The organism is Anaerotignum lactatifermentans (assembly GCF_016902535.1).
In the GTDB taxonomy this organism is placed as follows: domain Bacteria; phylum Bacillota; class Clostridia; order Lachnospirales; family Anaerotignaceae; genus Anaerotignum; species Anaerotignum lactatifermentans_A.
In genome coordinates this window covers 22,453-39,688 of the sequence record NZ_JACSNY010000001.1, presented here as the reverse complement: position 1 = coordinate 39,688, position 17,236 = coordinate 22,453, and the positions used below count along the sequence as shown (strand labels likewise).

The 17,236-nt window shown below is 48.8% G+C and carries 15 protein-coding genes and 1 other annotated feature; of the genes, 12 read left to right on the top strand and 3 right to left on the bottom strand.

Annotation, left to right across the window (positions count from 1 at the left end; all coding sequences use genetic code 11):
* Positions 1–78 precede the first annotated feature (78 nt).
* Entirely contained in the window at positions 79–2,235 is a 2,157-nt protein-coding gene (locus tag H9X84_RS00150) for a DNA topoisomerase III (RefSeq protein ID WP_205132294.1), read from the top strand.
* A 6-nt stretch (positions 2,236–2,241) separates the two neighbouring features.
* Positions 2,242–3,525: an aminotransferase class I/II-fold pyridoxal phosphate-dependent enzyme gene (locus H9X84_RS00145; RefSeq protein ID WP_205132293.1), complete on the top strand. Its 1,284-nt coding sequence runs from the start codon at positions 2,242–2,244 to the stop codon at positions 3,523–3,525.
* A gap of 262 nt (positions 3,526–3,787) precedes the next feature.
* Here the strand turns inward: H9X84_RS00145 and proS are convergent, their stop codons facing one another.
* Complete coding sequence (gene proS, locus H9X84_RS00140; protein ID WP_205132292.1) at positions 3,788–5,224, bottom strand: proline--tRNA ligase; 1,437 nt, start codon at positions 5,222–5,224, stop codon at positions 3,788–3,790.
* 82 nt (positions 5,225–5,306) lie between these two features.
* Positions 5,307–5,510: a binding site (T-box leader), on the bottom strand.
* Between the two features lie 205 nt (positions 5,511–5,715).
* On the opposite strand from proS, the gene H9X84_RS00135 reads away from it, so the two are divergent.
* The 4 genes from H9X84_RS00135 to trxA all read left to right on the top strand — a co-directional run bounded on the left by H9X84_RS00135 (position 5,716) and on the right by trxA (position 9,211).
* The gene (locus H9X84_RS00135; RefSeq protein WP_205132291.1) at positions 5,716–6,240 is read left to right on the top strand and encodes a cysteine hydrolase family protein; all 525 of its coding nucleotides are present in this window, start codon (positions 5,716–5,718) and stop codon (positions 6,238–6,240) included.
* 11 nt (positions 6,241–6,251) lie between these two features.
* On the top strand, positions 6,252–7,367 hold the full coding sequence (locus H9X84_RS00130; RefSeq protein WP_205132290.1) for an aminopeptidase: 1,116 nt from the start codon (positions 6,252–6,254) through the stop codon (positions 7,365–7,367).
* Positions 7,368–7,600: 233 nt separating this feature from the next.
* A complete protein-coding gene (locus tag H9X84_RS00125) occupies positions 7,601–8,722 on the top strand; it encodes an SH3 domain-containing protein (protein ID WP_205132289.1) in 1,122 nt (373 codons plus the stop codon).
* A gap of 171 nt (positions 8,723–8,893) precedes the next feature.
* Positions 8,894–9,211: a thioredoxin gene (trxA, locus tag H9X84_RS00120; protein ID WP_205132288.1), complete on the top strand. Its 318-nt coding sequence runs from the start codon at positions 8,894–8,896 to the stop codon at positions 9,209–9,211.
* A 256-nt stretch (positions 9,212–9,467) separates the two neighbouring features.
* On the opposite strand, the gene H9X84_RS00115 is transcribed toward trxA, so the two are convergent.
* Together H9X84_RS00115 and H9X84_RS00110 are read right to left on the bottom strand one after the other, a co-directional pair.
* Entirely contained in the window at positions 9,468–10,043 is a 576-nt protein-coding gene (locus tag H9X84_RS00115) for a hypothetical protein (RefSeq protein ID WP_205132287.1), read from the bottom strand.
* Between the two features lie 75 nt (positions 10,044–10,118).
* Entirely contained in the window at positions 10,119–10,745 is a 627-nt protein-coding gene (locus H9X84_RS00110) for a sporulation protein YunB (RefSeq protein ID WP_205132286.1), read from the bottom strand.
* Positions 10,746–10,945: 200 nt separating this feature from the next.
* Between H9X84_RS00110 and H9X84_RS00105 the strand changes: the two genes are divergently transcribed.
* The 6 genes from H9X84_RS00105 to H9X84_RS00080 all read left to right on the top strand — a co-directional run bounded on the left by H9X84_RS00105 (position 10,946) and on the right by H9X84_RS00080 (position 17,233).
* Complete coding sequence (locus tag H9X84_RS00105) at positions 10,946–11,113, top strand: hypothetical protein (RefSeq protein WP_205132285.1); 168 nt, start codon at positions 10,946–10,948, stop codon at positions 11,111–11,113.
* 53 nt (positions 11,114–11,166) lie between these two features.
* Complete coding sequence (locus tag H9X84_RS00100; protein WP_330612219.1) at positions 11,167–13,638, top strand: PBP1A family penicillin-binding protein; 2,472 nt, start codon at positions 11,167–11,169, stop codon at positions 13,636–13,638.
* A 230-nt stretch (positions 13,639–13,868) separates the two neighbouring features.
* Positions 13,869–14,270, top strand: coding sequence for a hypothetical protein (locus H9X84_RS00095; RefSeq protein WP_205132283.1), 402 nt, complete (start codon positions 13,869–13,871; stop codon positions 14,268–14,270).
* A 63-nt stretch (positions 14,271–14,333) separates the two neighbouring features.
* Entirely contained in the window at positions 14,334–15,140 is an 807-nt protein-coding gene (locus H9X84_RS00090) for a DUF4397 domain-containing protein (RefSeq protein WP_205132282.1), read from the top strand.
* 100 nt (positions 15,141–15,240) lie between these two features.
* Positions 15,241–16,443, top strand: a complete 1,203-nt coding sequence (gene coaBC, locus H9X84_RS00085) for a bifunctional phosphopantothenoylcysteine decarboxylase/phosphopantothenate--cysteine ligase CoaBC (protein ID WP_205132281.1) — start codon at positions 15,241–15,243, stop codon at positions 16,441–16,443.
* Between the two features lie 235 nt (positions 16,444–16,678).
* Positions 16,679–17,233, top strand: a complete 555-nt coding sequence (locus H9X84_RS00080) for a helix-turn-helix domain-containing protein (protein WP_205132280.1) — start codon at positions 16,679–16,681, stop codon at positions 17,231–17,233.
* The last annotated feature ends 3 nt before the right edge of the window (positions 17,234–17,236 follow it).

The following is a 17,236-nucleotide window of genomic DNA, read 5'->3' as shown; positions in this document are numbered from 1 at the left end:
TTTGTATGCCGGAAGATGTTTGATTTTCTTTGCTGGGAATGGTATACTTTAATGATGCGGCAGAAAGGAGGAGAGGCAATGGGAAAAACACTGGTTATCGCGGAGAAACCGTCCGTAGCACGGGATATTGCGAAAACACTGGGTGCGGGCAAGTCCGGTGACGGATGTCTGCTGGGCGAAAAATATGTAGTTTCCTGGGCGGTAGGCCATTTGGTCACTCTGGCGGAGCCGGAGGCCTATGATCCGGCCTATAAAAAGTGGAGTTTCCAGACCTTGCCGATTCTGCCGGAAGAAATGAAGCTGACGGCCATCGGCAAAACAAGGAGCCAGCTGAAAATCCTTCATCATTGGATGCACAGCAAAGAGATTGATGATATTATCTGTGCCACAGACAGTGGGCGGGAAGGGGAACTGATCTTCCGCTATATTTATGAGATTACGAAATGCACCAAGCCGTTCCGCAGGCTTTGGATCTCCAGCATGACGGAAACGGCCATCCGGGAAGGCTTTGCCCAGTTGAAAGACGGGCGGGAGTATGATTTGCTGTATGCCTCCGCCAGATGCCGCTCCGAAGCGGATTGGCTGGTAGGGATGAACGCCTCCCGTGCTTATACCCTGCGGTATGACGCTCTTTTGAGTATTGGCCGGGTACAGACGCCTACATTGGCACTGATCGTAGAGAAGCAGAAGGAAATCGATGCTTTTCAGGCAAAGGATTATTTTGAGGTACAGGCGGATTTTGGAACATATCGCGGTTTATACATTGACAAAGAGGAAAACACGAAGCTGGAACAGCGGGAGAACGCGCAGACCATTGCCGACAGAGTCAAAGGCAAAGCGGGCATTGTTTTGAGGCTGGAAAAAGAGGAAAAGAAACAGCCGCCGCCGCTGCTGTATGATCTGACGGAGTTACAGCGGGAGTGCAACCGGAAATTTGGATTTTCGGCGAAAAAGACATTGGACATCGCCCAGGCTTTATATGAAAAGCGTAAGCTCATCACATACCCCAGAACGGACAGCCGCTATCTCAGCGAGGATATGAAGCCAAAGGTGCTCCATACGCTGAAACGGCTGGCGGAGCAGGAGGAATTTGCGCCTTACGCCAAAACGCTGGCGGAGGAAGGTGTGACCTTTACCAAAAGGATCATAGACAACAGCAAGGTGACGGATCATCATGCCATCATCCCCACAGACGGGAAAATTCGTACGGATCATTTGTCGGAGGAAGAAGGAAAGGTATTTCGTCTGGTGGCGGGGCGGTTTATGGCTGTATTTTATCCGCCCTATCGCTATGAGACCACAAAGGTCTATACCCAGGCAGGAGAGGACAGATTCCTTTCCAAAGGGATCGTAGTGCTTCAGGAGGGCTGGCAGGCGGTAGAAAAAGCCTTTGCGCCGGAGACGGCGAAGAAAAAGAAAAAAGGCGATGCCGCCGAGGATCAGAAGCTGCCAGCGCTGACGGAAGGCCAGGAGGTTATGACAGAGAAAGCGGAGGTTCTGCAGAAGAAAACGAAGGCGCCGCCGCCCTATACGGAAAGCACGCTGCTGTCGGCTATGGAAAACGCGGGCCGGTTTGTGGAGGACGAAGCTCTGCGGGAGCAGATGAAGGACAGCGGACTGGGCACACCCGCTACCAGAGCGGCCATTATCGAGCGGCTGCTGACAGTGGGCTATATCGTGCGGAAGGGAAAGACGCTGGTGCCTACGGAAAAGGGGATCAACCTTATTGCCGTGGTGCCGGAACAGATGCGTTCCCCTCAGACCACAGGCAAATGGGAGAAGGGTCTTTCCTCTATCGCCAAAGGAAAAATGACCGAGGAACGGTTTATGGAAAGTATCCGGCGTTATGTCCGCTTTCTGGTGGAGGACGCCAGAGAACATAAAAAAGATGTGGAATTCGCGCCGGAGCCCAACCGGGGCGGAAAAGGCAGAAGGCAGGGTCTTGGAAAGTGCCCCGTCTGTCAAAAAGGAAATATACTGGAAAACAGCAGGGCATTTTTCTGTTCTCAATGGAAACGGGGCTGCGGCTATTCTTTGTGGAAGGATAGCCTGAAGCCTTATGGACTGATGTTGGATGAGAAAATGGTAAAAAAACTGCTGAAAGAGCAGAAGATAGAAGGATTGGATGTAGTCCTGCCACAGACGGGAGAGCGAGCTAAGGCGGAACTGGCTTTGGCCGCGGACGGCAGTGGACGGGCAGAACTGCGGAATGTAACAAGAGTGGAAAAGGAGTAAGAAAACATGGAATCAATTTATGGAATGCTGGGGATTTCTCCGGAGGTAGAGGCTTTTGGGGAAAAGATACTGGCTGGATTACAGGACAGATTTACGGCCATTGACGCTGTGGCGGAGTACAATCAGGCAAAGGTCATCGGCGCTATGCAGAAAAACCGTGTCAGTGCGGAATGTTTTGCCGGTTCTACGGGCTATGGCTATAACGATCAGGGCCGAGAGGTATTGGAAAAGGTTTACGCTGACTGCTTCCATACAGAAGCGGCGCTGGTGCGTCCGCAGATCACTTGCGGCACTCATGCGCTGGCTATCGCTCTGTCCGCAAATCTGCTGCCGGGGGACGAGCTTCTTTCTCCCGCCGGAAAGCCTTATGATACATTGGAAGAGGTTATTGGTATTCGGAAATCTCCCTGCTCTCTGGCGGAATACGGCGTTTCTTACAGACAGGTGGATCTTCTGCCTGATGGTGGCTTCGATTTTGAGAATATTAGAAAAGCCATCAATGAAAAAACAAAGCTGGTGACCATCCAGCGTTCCAAGGGCTATCAGATGCGTCCCACCTTTTCTGTATCCCGCATCGGGGAGCTAATCGCTTTTGTAAAGAGCATCAAACCCGATGTGATCTGTATGGTAGATAACTGCTACGGGGAGTTCGTGGAGAAAATAGAGCCTTCCGACGTGGGGGCAGATATGATCGTTGGTTCTCTGATTAAAAATCCCGGCGGCGGTTTGGCCCCTGTGGGCGGCTATATCTGCGGCAGACAGGAGTGCATTGACCGCTGCGCTTATCGTCTGAGCGCCCCCGGTCTGGGGCAGGAAGTTGGGGCCAGCCTGGATGTGATGCGTTCTTTGTATCAGGGCTTTTTCCTTTCTCCTACAGTCTCCGCAGGCGCGCTGAAAGGGGCGATATTCGCGGCGAATGTGTATGAGAAACTGGGGTTTGCTGTAATCCCCAACAGTACTGAAAGCCGGCATGACATCATTCAGGCGGTGGAACTGGGAACACCAGAGCGTCTCATTGCCTTTTGTGAGGGGATTCAGGCGGCAGCGCCTGTAGACAGCTATGTCAGACCGGAGCCTTATGCGATGCCCGGCTATAATTGTGACGTTATTATGGCGGCAGGGGCCTTTGTACAGGGTTCCTCCATTGAGCTGAGTGCCGATGGTCCTCTGCGTCCGCCGTATTCTGTTTATTTCCAGGGCGGACTGACATGGTACCACGCAAAACTGGGAATCCTTATGTCTTTGCAGAGCATGTATGAAAAGGGTCTGGTAGAACTGAAAGAAATGTAACAGCAGATGAGAAAGCTATGGGGGAAGGCGCGTTTTCTGACGATGCCTTCCTTTTTTTGTGCCTTGGTCCAAGATGGAGAAGGCATGTGCGCTTTGGATTGAAATGAAAAACCTCCTATGCGATTATGTTCCGGCGTCCGCCGGGACACAGGAAAAGCATAGGAGGTTTTTATAAAAATAGTTTAGCACATAGTGAAAATAGAACAATTATATGTCAAGGAAAGCCCTTGGCTTCCCTGGCAGTATTTTACAAGGGGAAGAATCAATATGCTCTGCCCCAGTATACCATATGTTTCGCAGGCTTGCCGCAGCATACGCAGACGTCGCTGATCTCTTCCTGTTCGAAGGGGATACATCTGCTGGTAGCGGCTGTTTTTTCCTTGATGGCATCTTCGCAGGCCTGATCGCCGCACCACATAGCCTTGATAAAGCCGGGTGTTTCGTTGATGGTTTTTTCGAATTCTTCCATATTGTGGGCCACATATGTTTTGGAATCCCGGCGTTCTGTTGCTTTTTGCAGCAGGTTTGCCTGAATTTCTTCCAGCAGAGCGGGGATTTTTTCTTCCAGCTCATCCAGAGAAACGACGATCTTTTCGCCGGTGTCACGTCTTGCCAGTACCGCCTGGTTCTTTTCCATATCCTTGGGGCCGATTTCCAGACGCAGAGGCACGCCTTTCATTTCATATTCACTGAATTTCCAGCCGGCGGATTTATCGGAATCATCCAGCTTGATGCGGCAGATAGAGGACAGGCGTGCTTTCAGTTCGTTGGCCTTGTCCAGTACGCCTTCCTTATGCTGGGCGATAGGGATAATCACTACCTGTGTGGGCGCGATCTTCGGAGGCAGAACCAGACCGCTGTTGTCGCCGTGTACCATGATGATGGCACCGATGAGTCTGGTGGTCATGCCCCAGCTGGTCTGATGCACATACTGGAGTTTGTTGTCTTTGTCTGTATACTGGATTTCAAAGGCTTTGGCAAAACCGTCGCCGAAGTTATGGCTGGTGCCGGACTGCAGTGCTTTGCCGTCATGCATCAGGCTTTCAATAGTGAAGGTATGAGCAGCGCCGGCGAAGCGTTCTTTCTCTGTTTTTTCGCCTTTGATGACAGGGATAGCCAGTACATCATGGCAGAAATCAGCGTATACATTCAGCATACGCAGTGTTTCTTCCTGTGCTTCTTCTGCTGTGGCGTGGGCCGTATGGCCTTCCTGCCATAAAAATTCCATGGTGCGCAGGAAAGGACGTGTGGTTTTTTCCCAACGAACAACGGAGCACCACTGATTGTACAGCTTGGGCAGGTCACGGTAGGACTGGATGATGTTTGCATAGTGTTCGCAGAACAGTGTTTCGGAAGTGGGACGTACACAGATGCGTTCCTCCAGCTTCTTGTCGCCGCCGTGGGTAACCCATGCTACTTCCGGCGCGAAGCCTTCTACATGGTCTTTTTCCTTCTGCAGCAGGCTTTCGGGAATGAACATGGGCATATATACGTTTTCATGTCCTGTGGCTTTGAATCTTTCGTCCAGCTGTTTCTGGATCAGTTCCCAGATGGCATAGCCGTAGGGACGGATAATCATGCAGCCCTTCAGGGAAGAGTATTCCGTCAGGTCTGCTTTTTTGACAACGTCCGTATACCACTGGGGGAAATCCTGTTCCATATCGGTAATGGATTCCACAAATTTCTTTTCTTTTGCCATTGGTGTTTCCTCCTTATATAAAAATCTGTTTTTTTCGGATACCGGAGGGACAATTTTCCATAAAAAAAGCCTTCGTCCCATACAAAGGGACCAAGGTATCATTGGCGGTGCCACCCTCCTTGACAGCGAATCACGCTGTCCGCTCGAATCCGTTAACGCCGGAGTACGCCGCATTTTCCCTGCGGGGCTTTCGGGGCAGGTTCCAAAAGGTTTGCCAAGGCTCGCATCAACCGCCTGTTTTCTGGAGACAAAAGGCTTTTGTACTATTCCCGGTCATCGCCGATATCAGCTATTATCATAAACCGAAAGGTCTGCCGGTGTCAAGGGGAATCTAAGAGGAAAAAGCAGTTTTTTCCTAAAAGAGAGGGCATGGCAAGGTGTATATATGGCTGTATGCAGAGGCTGTCCGGTTATGGTTGAAAGGCGTAGGCCGGCGTGATAAAATAGAACAGTAGAAAGCAGAATAAAAACCGGAAAGGACGGAAAGAAATATGAAAAAATTACTGGTTGTAATAGATATGCAGAATGACTTTATCGACGGCGCATTGGGCACAAAAGAAGCGGAGGCCATCGTGGATCGTGTGGTGGAAAAAATCGGGGAATATCCCAAAGATCATATCTATGCTACAAGAGATACCCATGGCGACGATTATCTCCAGACCCAGGAAGGAGAGATCCTGCCGGTGGTACACTGCGTGGAGAGCACGCACGGCTGGCAGATCAATGAGAAAGTAGCAGAAGCACTGGGCGGCGCTGTGATTGTCAACAAAGGTACCTTTGGTTCTCAGGCGCTGGCGGATATGCTGTATCTGGAAGCGGTGGGCCATGAGGAAGTGGAAATTGAGCTTGTTGGCCTGTGTACAGATATCTGTGTTGTATCCAACGCCATCCTCATTAAGACAAGACTGCCGGAGGCGAAAGTCTTTGTGGATGCTTCCTGCTGCGCGGGCGTTACGCCGGAAAGTCACGACGCGGCTTTGAAAACCATGCAGATGTGCCAGTGTATTGTAAAATGAGGTGAGAAAAGATGAAGGATCAACGGCTGGAAAAGCTGGCGGAAGTACTGGTCAGCTACTCAACAGAGGTAAAACCGGGGGATAAGGTAGCCATTTCCGCCGAGGACGCGGCGCTGCCCTTTGTCAAGGCGGTTGCCAGAGCAGCGGTAAAAAAGGGCGCTCTGGTAGAATATTACGTGGATTTGCCGGATGTGGACGCGGAGTTATTGAAAAACGGCACGGCGGAGCAGTATGCCAGACCCAATATCCGTTTTGGCGCCTGCGCTTCTTCCGATGTCTGGATCAGTGCGTGGGGCAGTGAAAATACAAAAACCATGCAGTCTGTGCCGCCGGAAAGATTAAAAGAACGCAGACTGGCTAATAAAGAAAACAGAAAAATCTATTCCAGCAGAATGGGCAGCGGAGAACTTCGCTGGTGCGGTACACAGTTCCCTACCAATGGGGACGCCCAAAACGCCGGTATGAGTCTGGAGGAATATGAGGATTTCGTATACGCGGCAGGATTTTTGAATGAGGACGATCCCGTGGCAAAATGGAAGGAAATGGCCGCATGGCAGGAAAGATGGGTCAGCTGGCTGGACGGGAAAAAGGAACTGCATATCCTTTCGGAGGATACGGATATCCGGGTGAAGGTGGAAGGCAGAAAATGGATCAACTGCTGCGGACAGGAAAACTTCCCTGATGGGGAAATCTTTACTTCTCCCGTAGAGGATGGCGTAGATGGCTATATTACCTTCTCCTATCCTTCTATTTTGAACGGCCATGAGTTTGAGAAAGTCCGTCTGACGGTGGAAAAGGGAAGAATTGTGGAAGCGCGCTGCGCGGACGCAAAGAAAAACGAGACGCTACTTTCTTATGTAGATACGGACGAAGGCTCCCGGTATTTCGGCGAGGTGGCTATTGGCACCAACTATGGCATCCAGCGTCATACGAAAAATATTCTCTTTGATGAAAAGATCGGCGGTTCCATGCATATGGCCATTGGAGAAGCCTTCCCGGAGGCGGGCGGGAAAAATACCTCGGCCATCCACTGGGATATGATCAATGATATGACAAAAGCAGGAAAGATTTATGCCGATGGGATTTTATTTTATGTAAACGGAAAATTCCTGGAAGAAGTGCTCTAAAGGGCAGGATCTTTTAAAAATCTTAAAAAATAAAGAGAAGCCTCTGTTTTGTGAAAAGAACAGGATGCGGCTTCTCTTTTTTTGCGGAAAATGGCGGAAAATCAATATGATATGTGGTTTTGGCGGAATTTATACATCTTTTTTCTCAAAAAATATTGACACCATACTTAATATTTCGTATACTTATTGTAACAGATTTGTAATAAATTCAAAATGTGTGGAGGAGACTTTTTATGTTCATTTCTAAAGCCATCCGCCAGGTTTGCGTGACAGCCGTATGTGCTGTTATGGGAGTATCCACCGTTTTTGCGGCGGATCTTGGTCAGGCAACAGGCACAGATGTAAATGTACGTGCACAGGCCAGCACAGGCGCAGATGTATTAGGCAAGATCGATAAAGGCACTGCTTATTCCGTAGTGGGAAAAAGCGGCGACTGGTTTCAAATTTCATATAACAATCAAAATGGTTATGTTTCCGATGATTATTTCAAGCTGACACAGGCCACTGGTACAGTGACCGCTTCCAGCGTGAATGTTCGTGCAGAAGCAACAACAAATTCCGATGTAATCGGAAGCGTTGATACAGGCGATACGTTACAGGTTGTAGGCCGCAACGACGGTTGGTATCAGGTGGAATATAACGGCGGAGAGGGATATATCAGCAAGGATTATGTCTCTGGCAGCCTGCTTTCCTATCTGACCGTAATCGGAAACGCATCTGGAGAAAGCAGCACACAGACTGCGGGTGACCAGTACGCAATGGTAACGGCATCCAGTGGATTGAAGCTGCGCAAAGAAGCATCTTTGAATTCTATCGTATTGACAGTTCTGCCTTACGGCACAGTATTAGATGTTGACAGAGTTGGGGAAGAATGGGTTCGTGTCATTACAGACGGCGGCCAGAAAGGTTATGTCAGCGCGGAGTATGTTTCCATCCGCAGCGGTGAAAAACCTTCCCGTTCCACATCTTCTTCCGCCAAGGGGCAGGAAATTGTAAATTACGCGAAACAGTTTATCGGTACTCCTTACGTTTGGGGTGGTACAAATCTGAACAGCGGCGTTGACTGTTCCGGCTTTGTATACGCAGTATTGAAGAATTTCGGTATCTCTGTTAACAGAAGCTCCGCATCTATGGTAAATAACGGTGTAGCTGTTGCCAAGTCGGATCTACAGGCAGGGGATCTGGTATTCTTTAACAGCGGCGGGAACAGCGGTATCAGCCATGTGGGCATTTACATGGGCGATGGAAATTATATCCATTCTACCGATGGCGCGGCTTATGGCGTTACAATTACATCCCTGAGCAGCAGTTATAGTGCAAGTACATATGTCACAGCAAGACGAGTGGTACGTTAATCAAAAGAAATGAGAAAAACGGTTTGCGAAAACCGTACAAAAACGGAGCCGGCATCTTTCGAAGAAAGGGTGCCGGCTTTGTTTGTGATCTGGTTACAGAACATTTTGCCTCCAAAGTGATATAGTAACATCAAGAGAAGAAAATGAGCAGAAAAAAAGGAGGCATTCCATATGAAGCATAACGTATATCAGATCACAAAGGATAATTTCCGTAAAGAAGTATTAGATGAGAAGAAACCCGTTTTGCTGGATTTTTGGGCAGGATGGTGCGGCCCCTGCCGGATGCTTTCTCCTGTGGTGGAGGAAGTGGCGGAAGAAAGCAGCGATGTCAAAGTATGCAAGATCAATATTGACGAAGAGCCGGAACTGGCAAGGGAATTCGGCGTTATGAGTATTCCGACGCTGGTATACATGAAAGAGGGCAGAATTGTAGACCACGCCATTGGCCTGCGGCCGAAGAGCGCCATCGTGGAAATGATGAAAAAATAAAAAAGCAGGTGCCTCATAAGAAATGATTGTTTTTCTTATGGCGGCGCCATAAAGCAAAAGAAACCCCCGGAAAGCAGGTTCCTCTTAAGAAAACATAGGTTTTTTAGGAGGAACCTGAGACGGCTGTCTTCATAAGAAGATCATTTCGTTGAAAATAGAATCACCTGGATTCTTTGCAGTGCAAGGATTTTAACGATTTTTGTTTTCTTATGAAGATGCCCTAATCCCCGGGGGTTTTTCAATATGCGGTATCAGATTATCTGCCGATGGAACGTTTGTATTCTTCTACATCTTCGTCTGTGAGAGGACGCAGTTCTTCCGGATCCATCCAGCGCACCCAGATGCGGCCCTGGAGTTTGTCGATCTCCAGAGGAGAGTCAAACTGGTCTTTATCCAAGCCGATGACGGTGTCATTGTCGCCGTTAAACATAATCTCAAAGGGTTTGAAGACACCATCTTCAAATACCAGCATTTGTGTGCTGTAAAAATTCAGATAGCCAGCTTCACTGAGCAGGTATTTTTCCAGTTCTTCCAGAGTAGGGATTGTAACAACGACCCATTCGCCGGTGGTGTCGGAAAAATCATACAGCTGGTAGCCGTGGAAGTCGATTTCCTCTGTACCAACGGTGCCTTTGTCATCATCTGCCAGACCTTTCAGGGTGACAGGGGCGCCGTTTTTGCCGTCTCTGAGAATCTCTGTGCCTTTCAGGAAGCATTTTACAAATTCCTGGATTTCTGTGTCCCGGAATTTATCTCTGACTGCCCAAAAATCACCATTATCATATGAAAGACCGCCGACTTCTTCTAAAAAGTCTCTGATTGTACGAACCATTTTCATTACCTCCGTTAAAAAATTATCATCTTTGCTATTACTATTTAATAGTATATTTTCCATTCTGTCAATAGCTTATCCGTCAGATTGGAGCTGGAAGTAATGACTGGGGACATCTCCGGCGAAAACAAGATCAGCCAGCATGATTTTGCGTTCCATGGGAAAAGTTTCCGAATGAAGAGGATTGACGACCCGGATCTGTGCGGAAATCTTCAGCCAGATCTGAAAATGCATTTGATTGATGCCGGATTCTTCCAAGGCGGTTTCGTAGTCTACCTGTGCCATGCCTGCCGGCTGAAGGGTAAAGGTAAGGCAGGGGCCGGAATTGGCGAAAAACTCCGTACCGGTCAGCGCGCCAAGGGGAACGGGAATCCGTTCCTGCTCCAGTTGGCCGAAGGCGATGGTCAGACGCTGGCTGAGATCGGCGCAGAAGGAATTGATCCGGATGGCATCGGCGGCGATAGCGCCGTTTGTGTCCTCCATTAGAAAGTTTCCCGCGCTTAGACCGCTTTCCGCCAATGTCTCCTGTAAAGACTGGTCCATGATGGAGACAACGGCATTTTGGGCCTGTAAGGCGGAAATCTCTGTGGAGATTCGGGACAGGCCTTTGTCCAAAAAGGAAAAACCGCTGATGGTCAGAAAAAAAATACCGAAAAACAGCAGGAAAGAAGGCAGAACAGATTTTTTTCCGCGTTTTTTCATGTCAGGGCACCTCCTCTTTCATCATATGCGCCTTTTGCCCAAATTACATAAAAAATCAGGTGAGAAATGGGAAAAACTCGCCATTTTATGTAAAATTTAATAAAAAATTAGGAAAAGCATTCAACTTTGCAGGGTTTAATACTTTATCTATCCGGGGAAATCTGTTATAATCAAACCCATAAAGGAGGGTTTACCAATGAATGATTCTCAACGGAGAGGGCGTTCCGCCAGATCATCTTCTGGCAGTCATCGAAGCGGGAATTCCCAGAGAAGCAGATCTGCTTCCCACAGAAACTACGATGCGACACCTCATCCAAACGCTCGAAAGCGAAGAAGAAAACCGAAACGCAGATGGCCGCGTTTCCTGATGGTATTGGCAGTCTTGTTCGTATTTGCCGTAGGTGGCGTCGGTTTGGGGGCAGTGGTAGGGATACTTCAGAGTACAGAGATGCTGAATGTATCTGATGTACTGCCGGAAGCCTATACCTCCATCATTTATGATGACGCGGGCAACGAGGTGGACAAGCTGCATAAAGGGGAAAACCGGGAATATGTTTCTCTGGATGAGATTCCCATTGAAATGCAGCATGCGGCGGTGGCCATTGAGGACGAGCGATTCTATGAGCATGGCGGTATTGATATACGGGGGATTTTCCGTGCCATGATCGAAAACGTCAAAACCATGAGCTTTTCTCAGGGCGCCAGCACTTTGACACAGCAGCTGATCAAAACGGAGGTGCTGGGAGACAGAGAAAAGAGCATTACCCGAAAAATAAAAGAACAGTATTTGGCTGTCAAGCTGGAGAATATGCTGGAAGATCAGCTGGGCTCCAAAGAAGCGGCCAAAAACTATATTTTGGAACTTTACTTAAATTCCATAGCTTTGGGCCATGGCCTGAATGGTGTGGAAGCGGCGGCACAGTATTATTTCGGCAAGCATACCAGCGAGTTATCCTTGGCGGAGTGTGCCTGCATTATTTCCATTACCAATAATCCCAGCCTGTATTCCCCGGATTCCCAGCCGGAAAACAACAAAAAACGAATCCAGCTGGTACTGAACAATATGAAGGAACAGGGCTATATTTCCGAAGCGGAATATGATTCCGCAATGGCGGAGGATGTATACAGCAAGCTGGTATGCACCGATCAGCAGGAAGAAGGCGGCACCGCTAACCATAACTATTTTGTGGAAGCTATGATTAACCAGCTGGCGGTAGATCTTCAGGAGGATTTAGGCTATACGGAGAAACAGGCATACAACCTGATTTACAGCGGCGGTCTGGAGATTTATTCCACCATGAATACAGATATGCAGGAAATTGTGGATGATGTCTTTACAGACGACAGTAATTTTCCTGCCGGAGATGGTACACTGGACGTTACGTATCTGATTTCCGTATTGGATACCACAAATCCCGATGAGGATACCAACCAGTCTCATTACGAGAGAAAAACAACGGTAACCAGCGAGGACGAAGTGGATGCCTTTGTGGAATCTGTAAAAGAAGAACTGCTGGATGATACCCATGAACTGGTACTGGATAACTTGACGGTATCCCGTTCGTTGCAGGCGGCCATGGTTATCATGGACCAGCATAATGGCGAGATCAAGGCATTGGTCGGCGGCCGTGGGCAGAAACCCGGCGACTCCGTATTCAACCGTGCCACACAGGCATACCGTCAGCAGGGTTCCGCTATGAAGCCTCTGGCGTCCTATGCGCCTGCCATTGATACAGGCCTTCTGATGCCCGGCTCCATTATCATTGACGAACCGGTGACCTATGGCAGCTGGTCTCCCAAAAACTGGAATGGTCAATACTTAGGGCCTACAACAGTCAGAGATGGTATTAAAAACTCCATGAACATTTTGGCGGTCAAAACCTTTATGAGGGTAGGCGCTGAAACATCTTTTGAGTATATGCAGAATATGGGCATTAAAAATCTGGTAGAAGAGGATAAAGCGGCTACAACGGCACTGGGCGGTCTGACCAAAGGTGTGACCGTACTGGAAATGACCAATGCGTACACGACTATTGCCAACGGCGGTACCCATTATGAGCCCATTTATTACACAAAGGTACTCAGCCATGACGGCTCTGTATTGATTGACAATACTGATAATCCTGGCGAAAGAGTGCTGAAGGAAACCACGGCATATCTGCTGACAGATATGATGAAAGATGTTATCACCGGCGGTACTGGTACGGCGGCGGCCATCAACGGCATGACCGTAGCGGGTAAGACAGGTACTACCAACGATACCAAGGACCTGACTTTCTATGGATATACTCCGTACTATACGGCAGGTATCTGGATGGGTTACGATTCAGCAAAAGTCATGAATATATCGGGCAGCGCCCACACGACCATCTGGAGAAAGGTAATGAGCCAGATCCATGAGGGATTGGCGAATAAGGACTTTGACCGTCCGGACGGTATTGTGACACAGACATTCTGCGCGGTAACAGGGGATATTCCTTCCGACCTGTGTTCTTCCGACTATTACGGATACAGCACCCGTTCTGATATTGCGGCGGCGGATTTCAAGGGTGCATCGTCTGTATGCTCGGCGCACCAGACCTTCAATGTCTGCCGTGAGTCCGGCAAGCTGGCCAGCGCAAACTGCCCTTCGGAAGATGTGATGCAGGTAGTTCTGGCAGTGGACGGTACCAAGATCCTCAGCAAACCGGGAACTATTCCGGAGGGCAAGATGGATATTGACATCAGTCAGGAATGTACCATGGATCACAGCCAGACCAATGTGTCCACAGATCCGACGAATCCCAGTGATCCTAACGGGAACACAGGGACAGGGGATCTAGGGGAAGAAGATGTGGAGATTCCTCCATTTGAGGACGACCAGATCGAAAACCCCAATTTCGGCATACAATAACATAGAATACGTTGACATCGTCAGCGACAGGAAGAAGGCGTAAAATCTCCTTTTCGGAGGTTTTGCGCCTTCCCTTTCTGGCGGGATGATTTCTTTGAGGTGATAGGATGGAATTAAAAAAGGCGGAAAGATCGGACCTTTCTTTGATCCGAGCGTTGTATGAGGTTTCGTTTCCGCGAGCGGAGCGGAAGCCCTTTTCGCGAATTTTGCGCAATTGCCGCCAGGGACGGATGATCCTGCTGACAATTCAGGAGGAGAGCGGCTTTGCGGGATTTTTCGTACTGGCGGTCTGTCAGGATCTGATGCTGGTAGATTATTTTGCTGTGGCGGCAGGGAAAAGAGACCGTGGTATCGGAAGTCAGGCATTGGGGCTTTTACGGCGGCGCTGCCCCGGTAAAAAGATTTTTCTGGAAATCGAAACAGAGGATGCATCGGCGGAAAACGCGGCGCAGAGAAAAAAGAGAAAATTGTTTTATCTGCGAAACGGTATGAAAGAAACGGGAATTTGCTGGCGGCTGTTCGGAGTGGAAATGGAAATTCTGTCATTCTCGGATTTATCTCGGGAGGAGAGCGCGCGGATGTATGCGTTTCTCTATGGAAGATTCTGGTTTCTTCCCATTCGGCCAGTGTGAACAGGCACATTGTTTTTTGTTTTGTCATAGGATAACAGCAGAAGAAAAAAGCAGGTGAATCTTATGGCTGAATATTATGATGTGAATGGATTGGAGACCAGCGCGGATTTTCTTATGCCGCTGCCTCTGACTCAAAACCAGATCCAGGAGCTGCCCCAGGATAGTCTGACCACGGAAACACCCGATGGTACCACCAGAAGCCTCTATCCGGGGATTCAGCTGCCGGGCAATCTGAATCTGACTGTGATTCCGATTATCCCCGGCATTACACTGTACAGCTACCTTCGGTTTTTCCATGCCTATCCTTACACGGGGGCTGTGGATATTTACGTCAACGGCAGAAAGGTGGTCTCCTCTCTGACCTATCGGAATTTTACGGAATACATGAAGGCCTTTCCCGGTTATTACCGTGTGGCTGTCTTTAAGGCTGGCACAGTGACGAACCCGCTGCTGGTCAACTATATGAACCTGATTGGCTACCGTATTTATACGGCGGCCATTACCGGCCCTTCCGGCAGCCCCGCCCTGGAAATGATTAACGATAACCGGCGGTTCCTGCGTAAGGATACGGCCTATGTCCGCTTTGTGCAGCTGTCTGCCAACGCGCCGCAGATGGACGTATATCTGGATGACAGTTTAGTGCTTTCCGATTTGAATTATAAAGAAGTGAGCCGGTATATGGCAGTGCGGCCCGGTTCTCATAATATCAAGCTGCGGGATTATTTCAGCGGCGCTGTACTCATGGAGGACCCGGATATGACGGTAGAAGGCGGAAAGGCCTATACGGTCTATGTAGTCGGGGACATCAATGACAGAGTGGGGCTGCAGGTAGTGATCCCTCTGGAGGGTGCTTCTTATCTGGTATTTTAGCGGAAACTTTTTCTCCAGACCTGTACGGGAAGAGAAAAGTTTGTTATAATATGCACAATGAGTCGTTTTGAAAATACGAAAGGAAAAGGATGTTGCGAAAATGTTAAAGGATAAAACAGTGCTTTTGGGAGTAACAGGCAGTATTGCCGCCTATAAAATGGCCAACGTTGCCAGTATGCTGGTAAAGCTGGGCTGCGATGTACACGTTTTGATGACGAAAAACGCCACCAATTTTATTACGCCTATTACTTTTGAGACGCTGACAGGAAACAAATGTCTGGTAGATACCTTTGACCGGAATTTCCAGTTCCATGTAGCCCATGTGTCTCTGGCGAAGAAGGCGGATGTGGTTCTGGTTTCTCCCGCTTCTGCGGATGTGATTGGAAAGATGGCCAATGGCATCGCTGACGATATGCTGACAACAACCATTATGGCCTGCACCTGCAAGGTATTGGTGGCACCCGCTATGAATACTAATATGTATCATAATCCCATTGTGCAGGATAATCTGAAAAAGCTGGCGCACTACGGTTATGAGATTATCCAGCCGGAAAAAGGCCTGCTGGCCTGCCGGGATGTGGGAGACGGCAAGATGCCTTCGGAAGAGGTATTGGTAGGCTATATTATGAGGGAGATCGCTTATGAAAAGGATCTGAAAGGACTGAAAGTCATCGTAACGGCCGGCCCTACCCAGGAAAGCATTGACCCTGTGCGCTATATTACAAATCATTCCACAGGCAAAATGGGCTATGAGATCGCCAAAGCGGCGATGCTGCGTGGTGCGGAAGTGACATTAGTCAGCGGCGTGACCACCCAAAAGCCTCCCATGTTTGTGGATTTTGTACCGGTAGTCAGTGCTGTGGATATGTTCGAGGCCATGAAGGAACGGTTTTTAGACAACGATATTATCGTGAAATCCGCTGCTGTGGCGGATTATAAGCCGAAAAATGTAGCGGAGGATAAAGTGAAGAAAAAAGACGGGGATATGACCATTGAACTGGACAGAAACCCGGATATCCTCCAGTATATGGGGACACACCGCAGAGAGGGCCAGTTCTACTGCGGCTTCTCTATGGAAACCCAGAATATGCTGGAAAATTCCAGAGTCAAGCTGGATAAGAAAAATATTGATCTGGTCATTGCCAACAACCTGAAAGTAGCAGGCAGCGGCTTTGGCACGGACACCAATGTGGTTACCATGATCTCTCATGAGGAGGAAGTTCAGTTGGAATTGCTGACCAAAGAAGAGGTGGCCCATCAGGTGCTGGATGAGATCATGAAGCTCAGAGCGAAAAGAGCTTAAGGTTTTGGAGAACGGTTTTTTGTCCATTGGTCGCCGCCTGCGGACAAAAAGCCGTTTTTGTATTTAAAATGTACAAAAAAACGGTCAAATTCGCATTAAGAATTGGGGAAATGCATTGACACAAAGGAAAGGGAATGATATGCTGGTCTCATAGAAGTGCGTTATAGCGTACAAATAGAGGCGACTTCCCTTTGTCTGTGTTTTGCGGAGGAAGAGAAAGGAAAGGAGCGTTTTCATGGATGAGATGAGCCGCTTGATTGCGGAAAACCTGCGGAAGATCAGAAAGGAAAAGAAATGGAGTCTGGATAGTGTTTCGGAAATGACCGGTGTCAGCAAAAGTATGCTGGGACAGATCGAGCGGGGCGAGTCCAGTCCTACCATCGCAACGCTTTGGAAGATTGCCACAGGGCTGCATATTTCTTTTACGGGGCTGCTGGAGCAGTCGGAGGAGGAGGCACAGATCATCCGGAAAACGGAGATTACGCCGTTGATTAGTGATGGCGGTCATTTCCGGCTCTATCCCTTTTTTCCGGCTTTGCAGGACCGCCCCTTTGAAATGCTGGATATCGAACTGGACCCCGGTTCCTGTTCCGTATCGGAGGCACATGAGGAGGGGACGGAGGAATTTATTCTGGTTTATGAAGGCGTTTTTCTACTGGAAACAGACGGAAAGGAGCATCGCGTGGAAGCGGGCAACGGTATCCGCTTTTACGCACATCGGCCGCATGTTTATAAAAACGGAGCGGAAGGACGTACTCGAATTTGTATGCTGATTTACTACAAAAAATAGAGG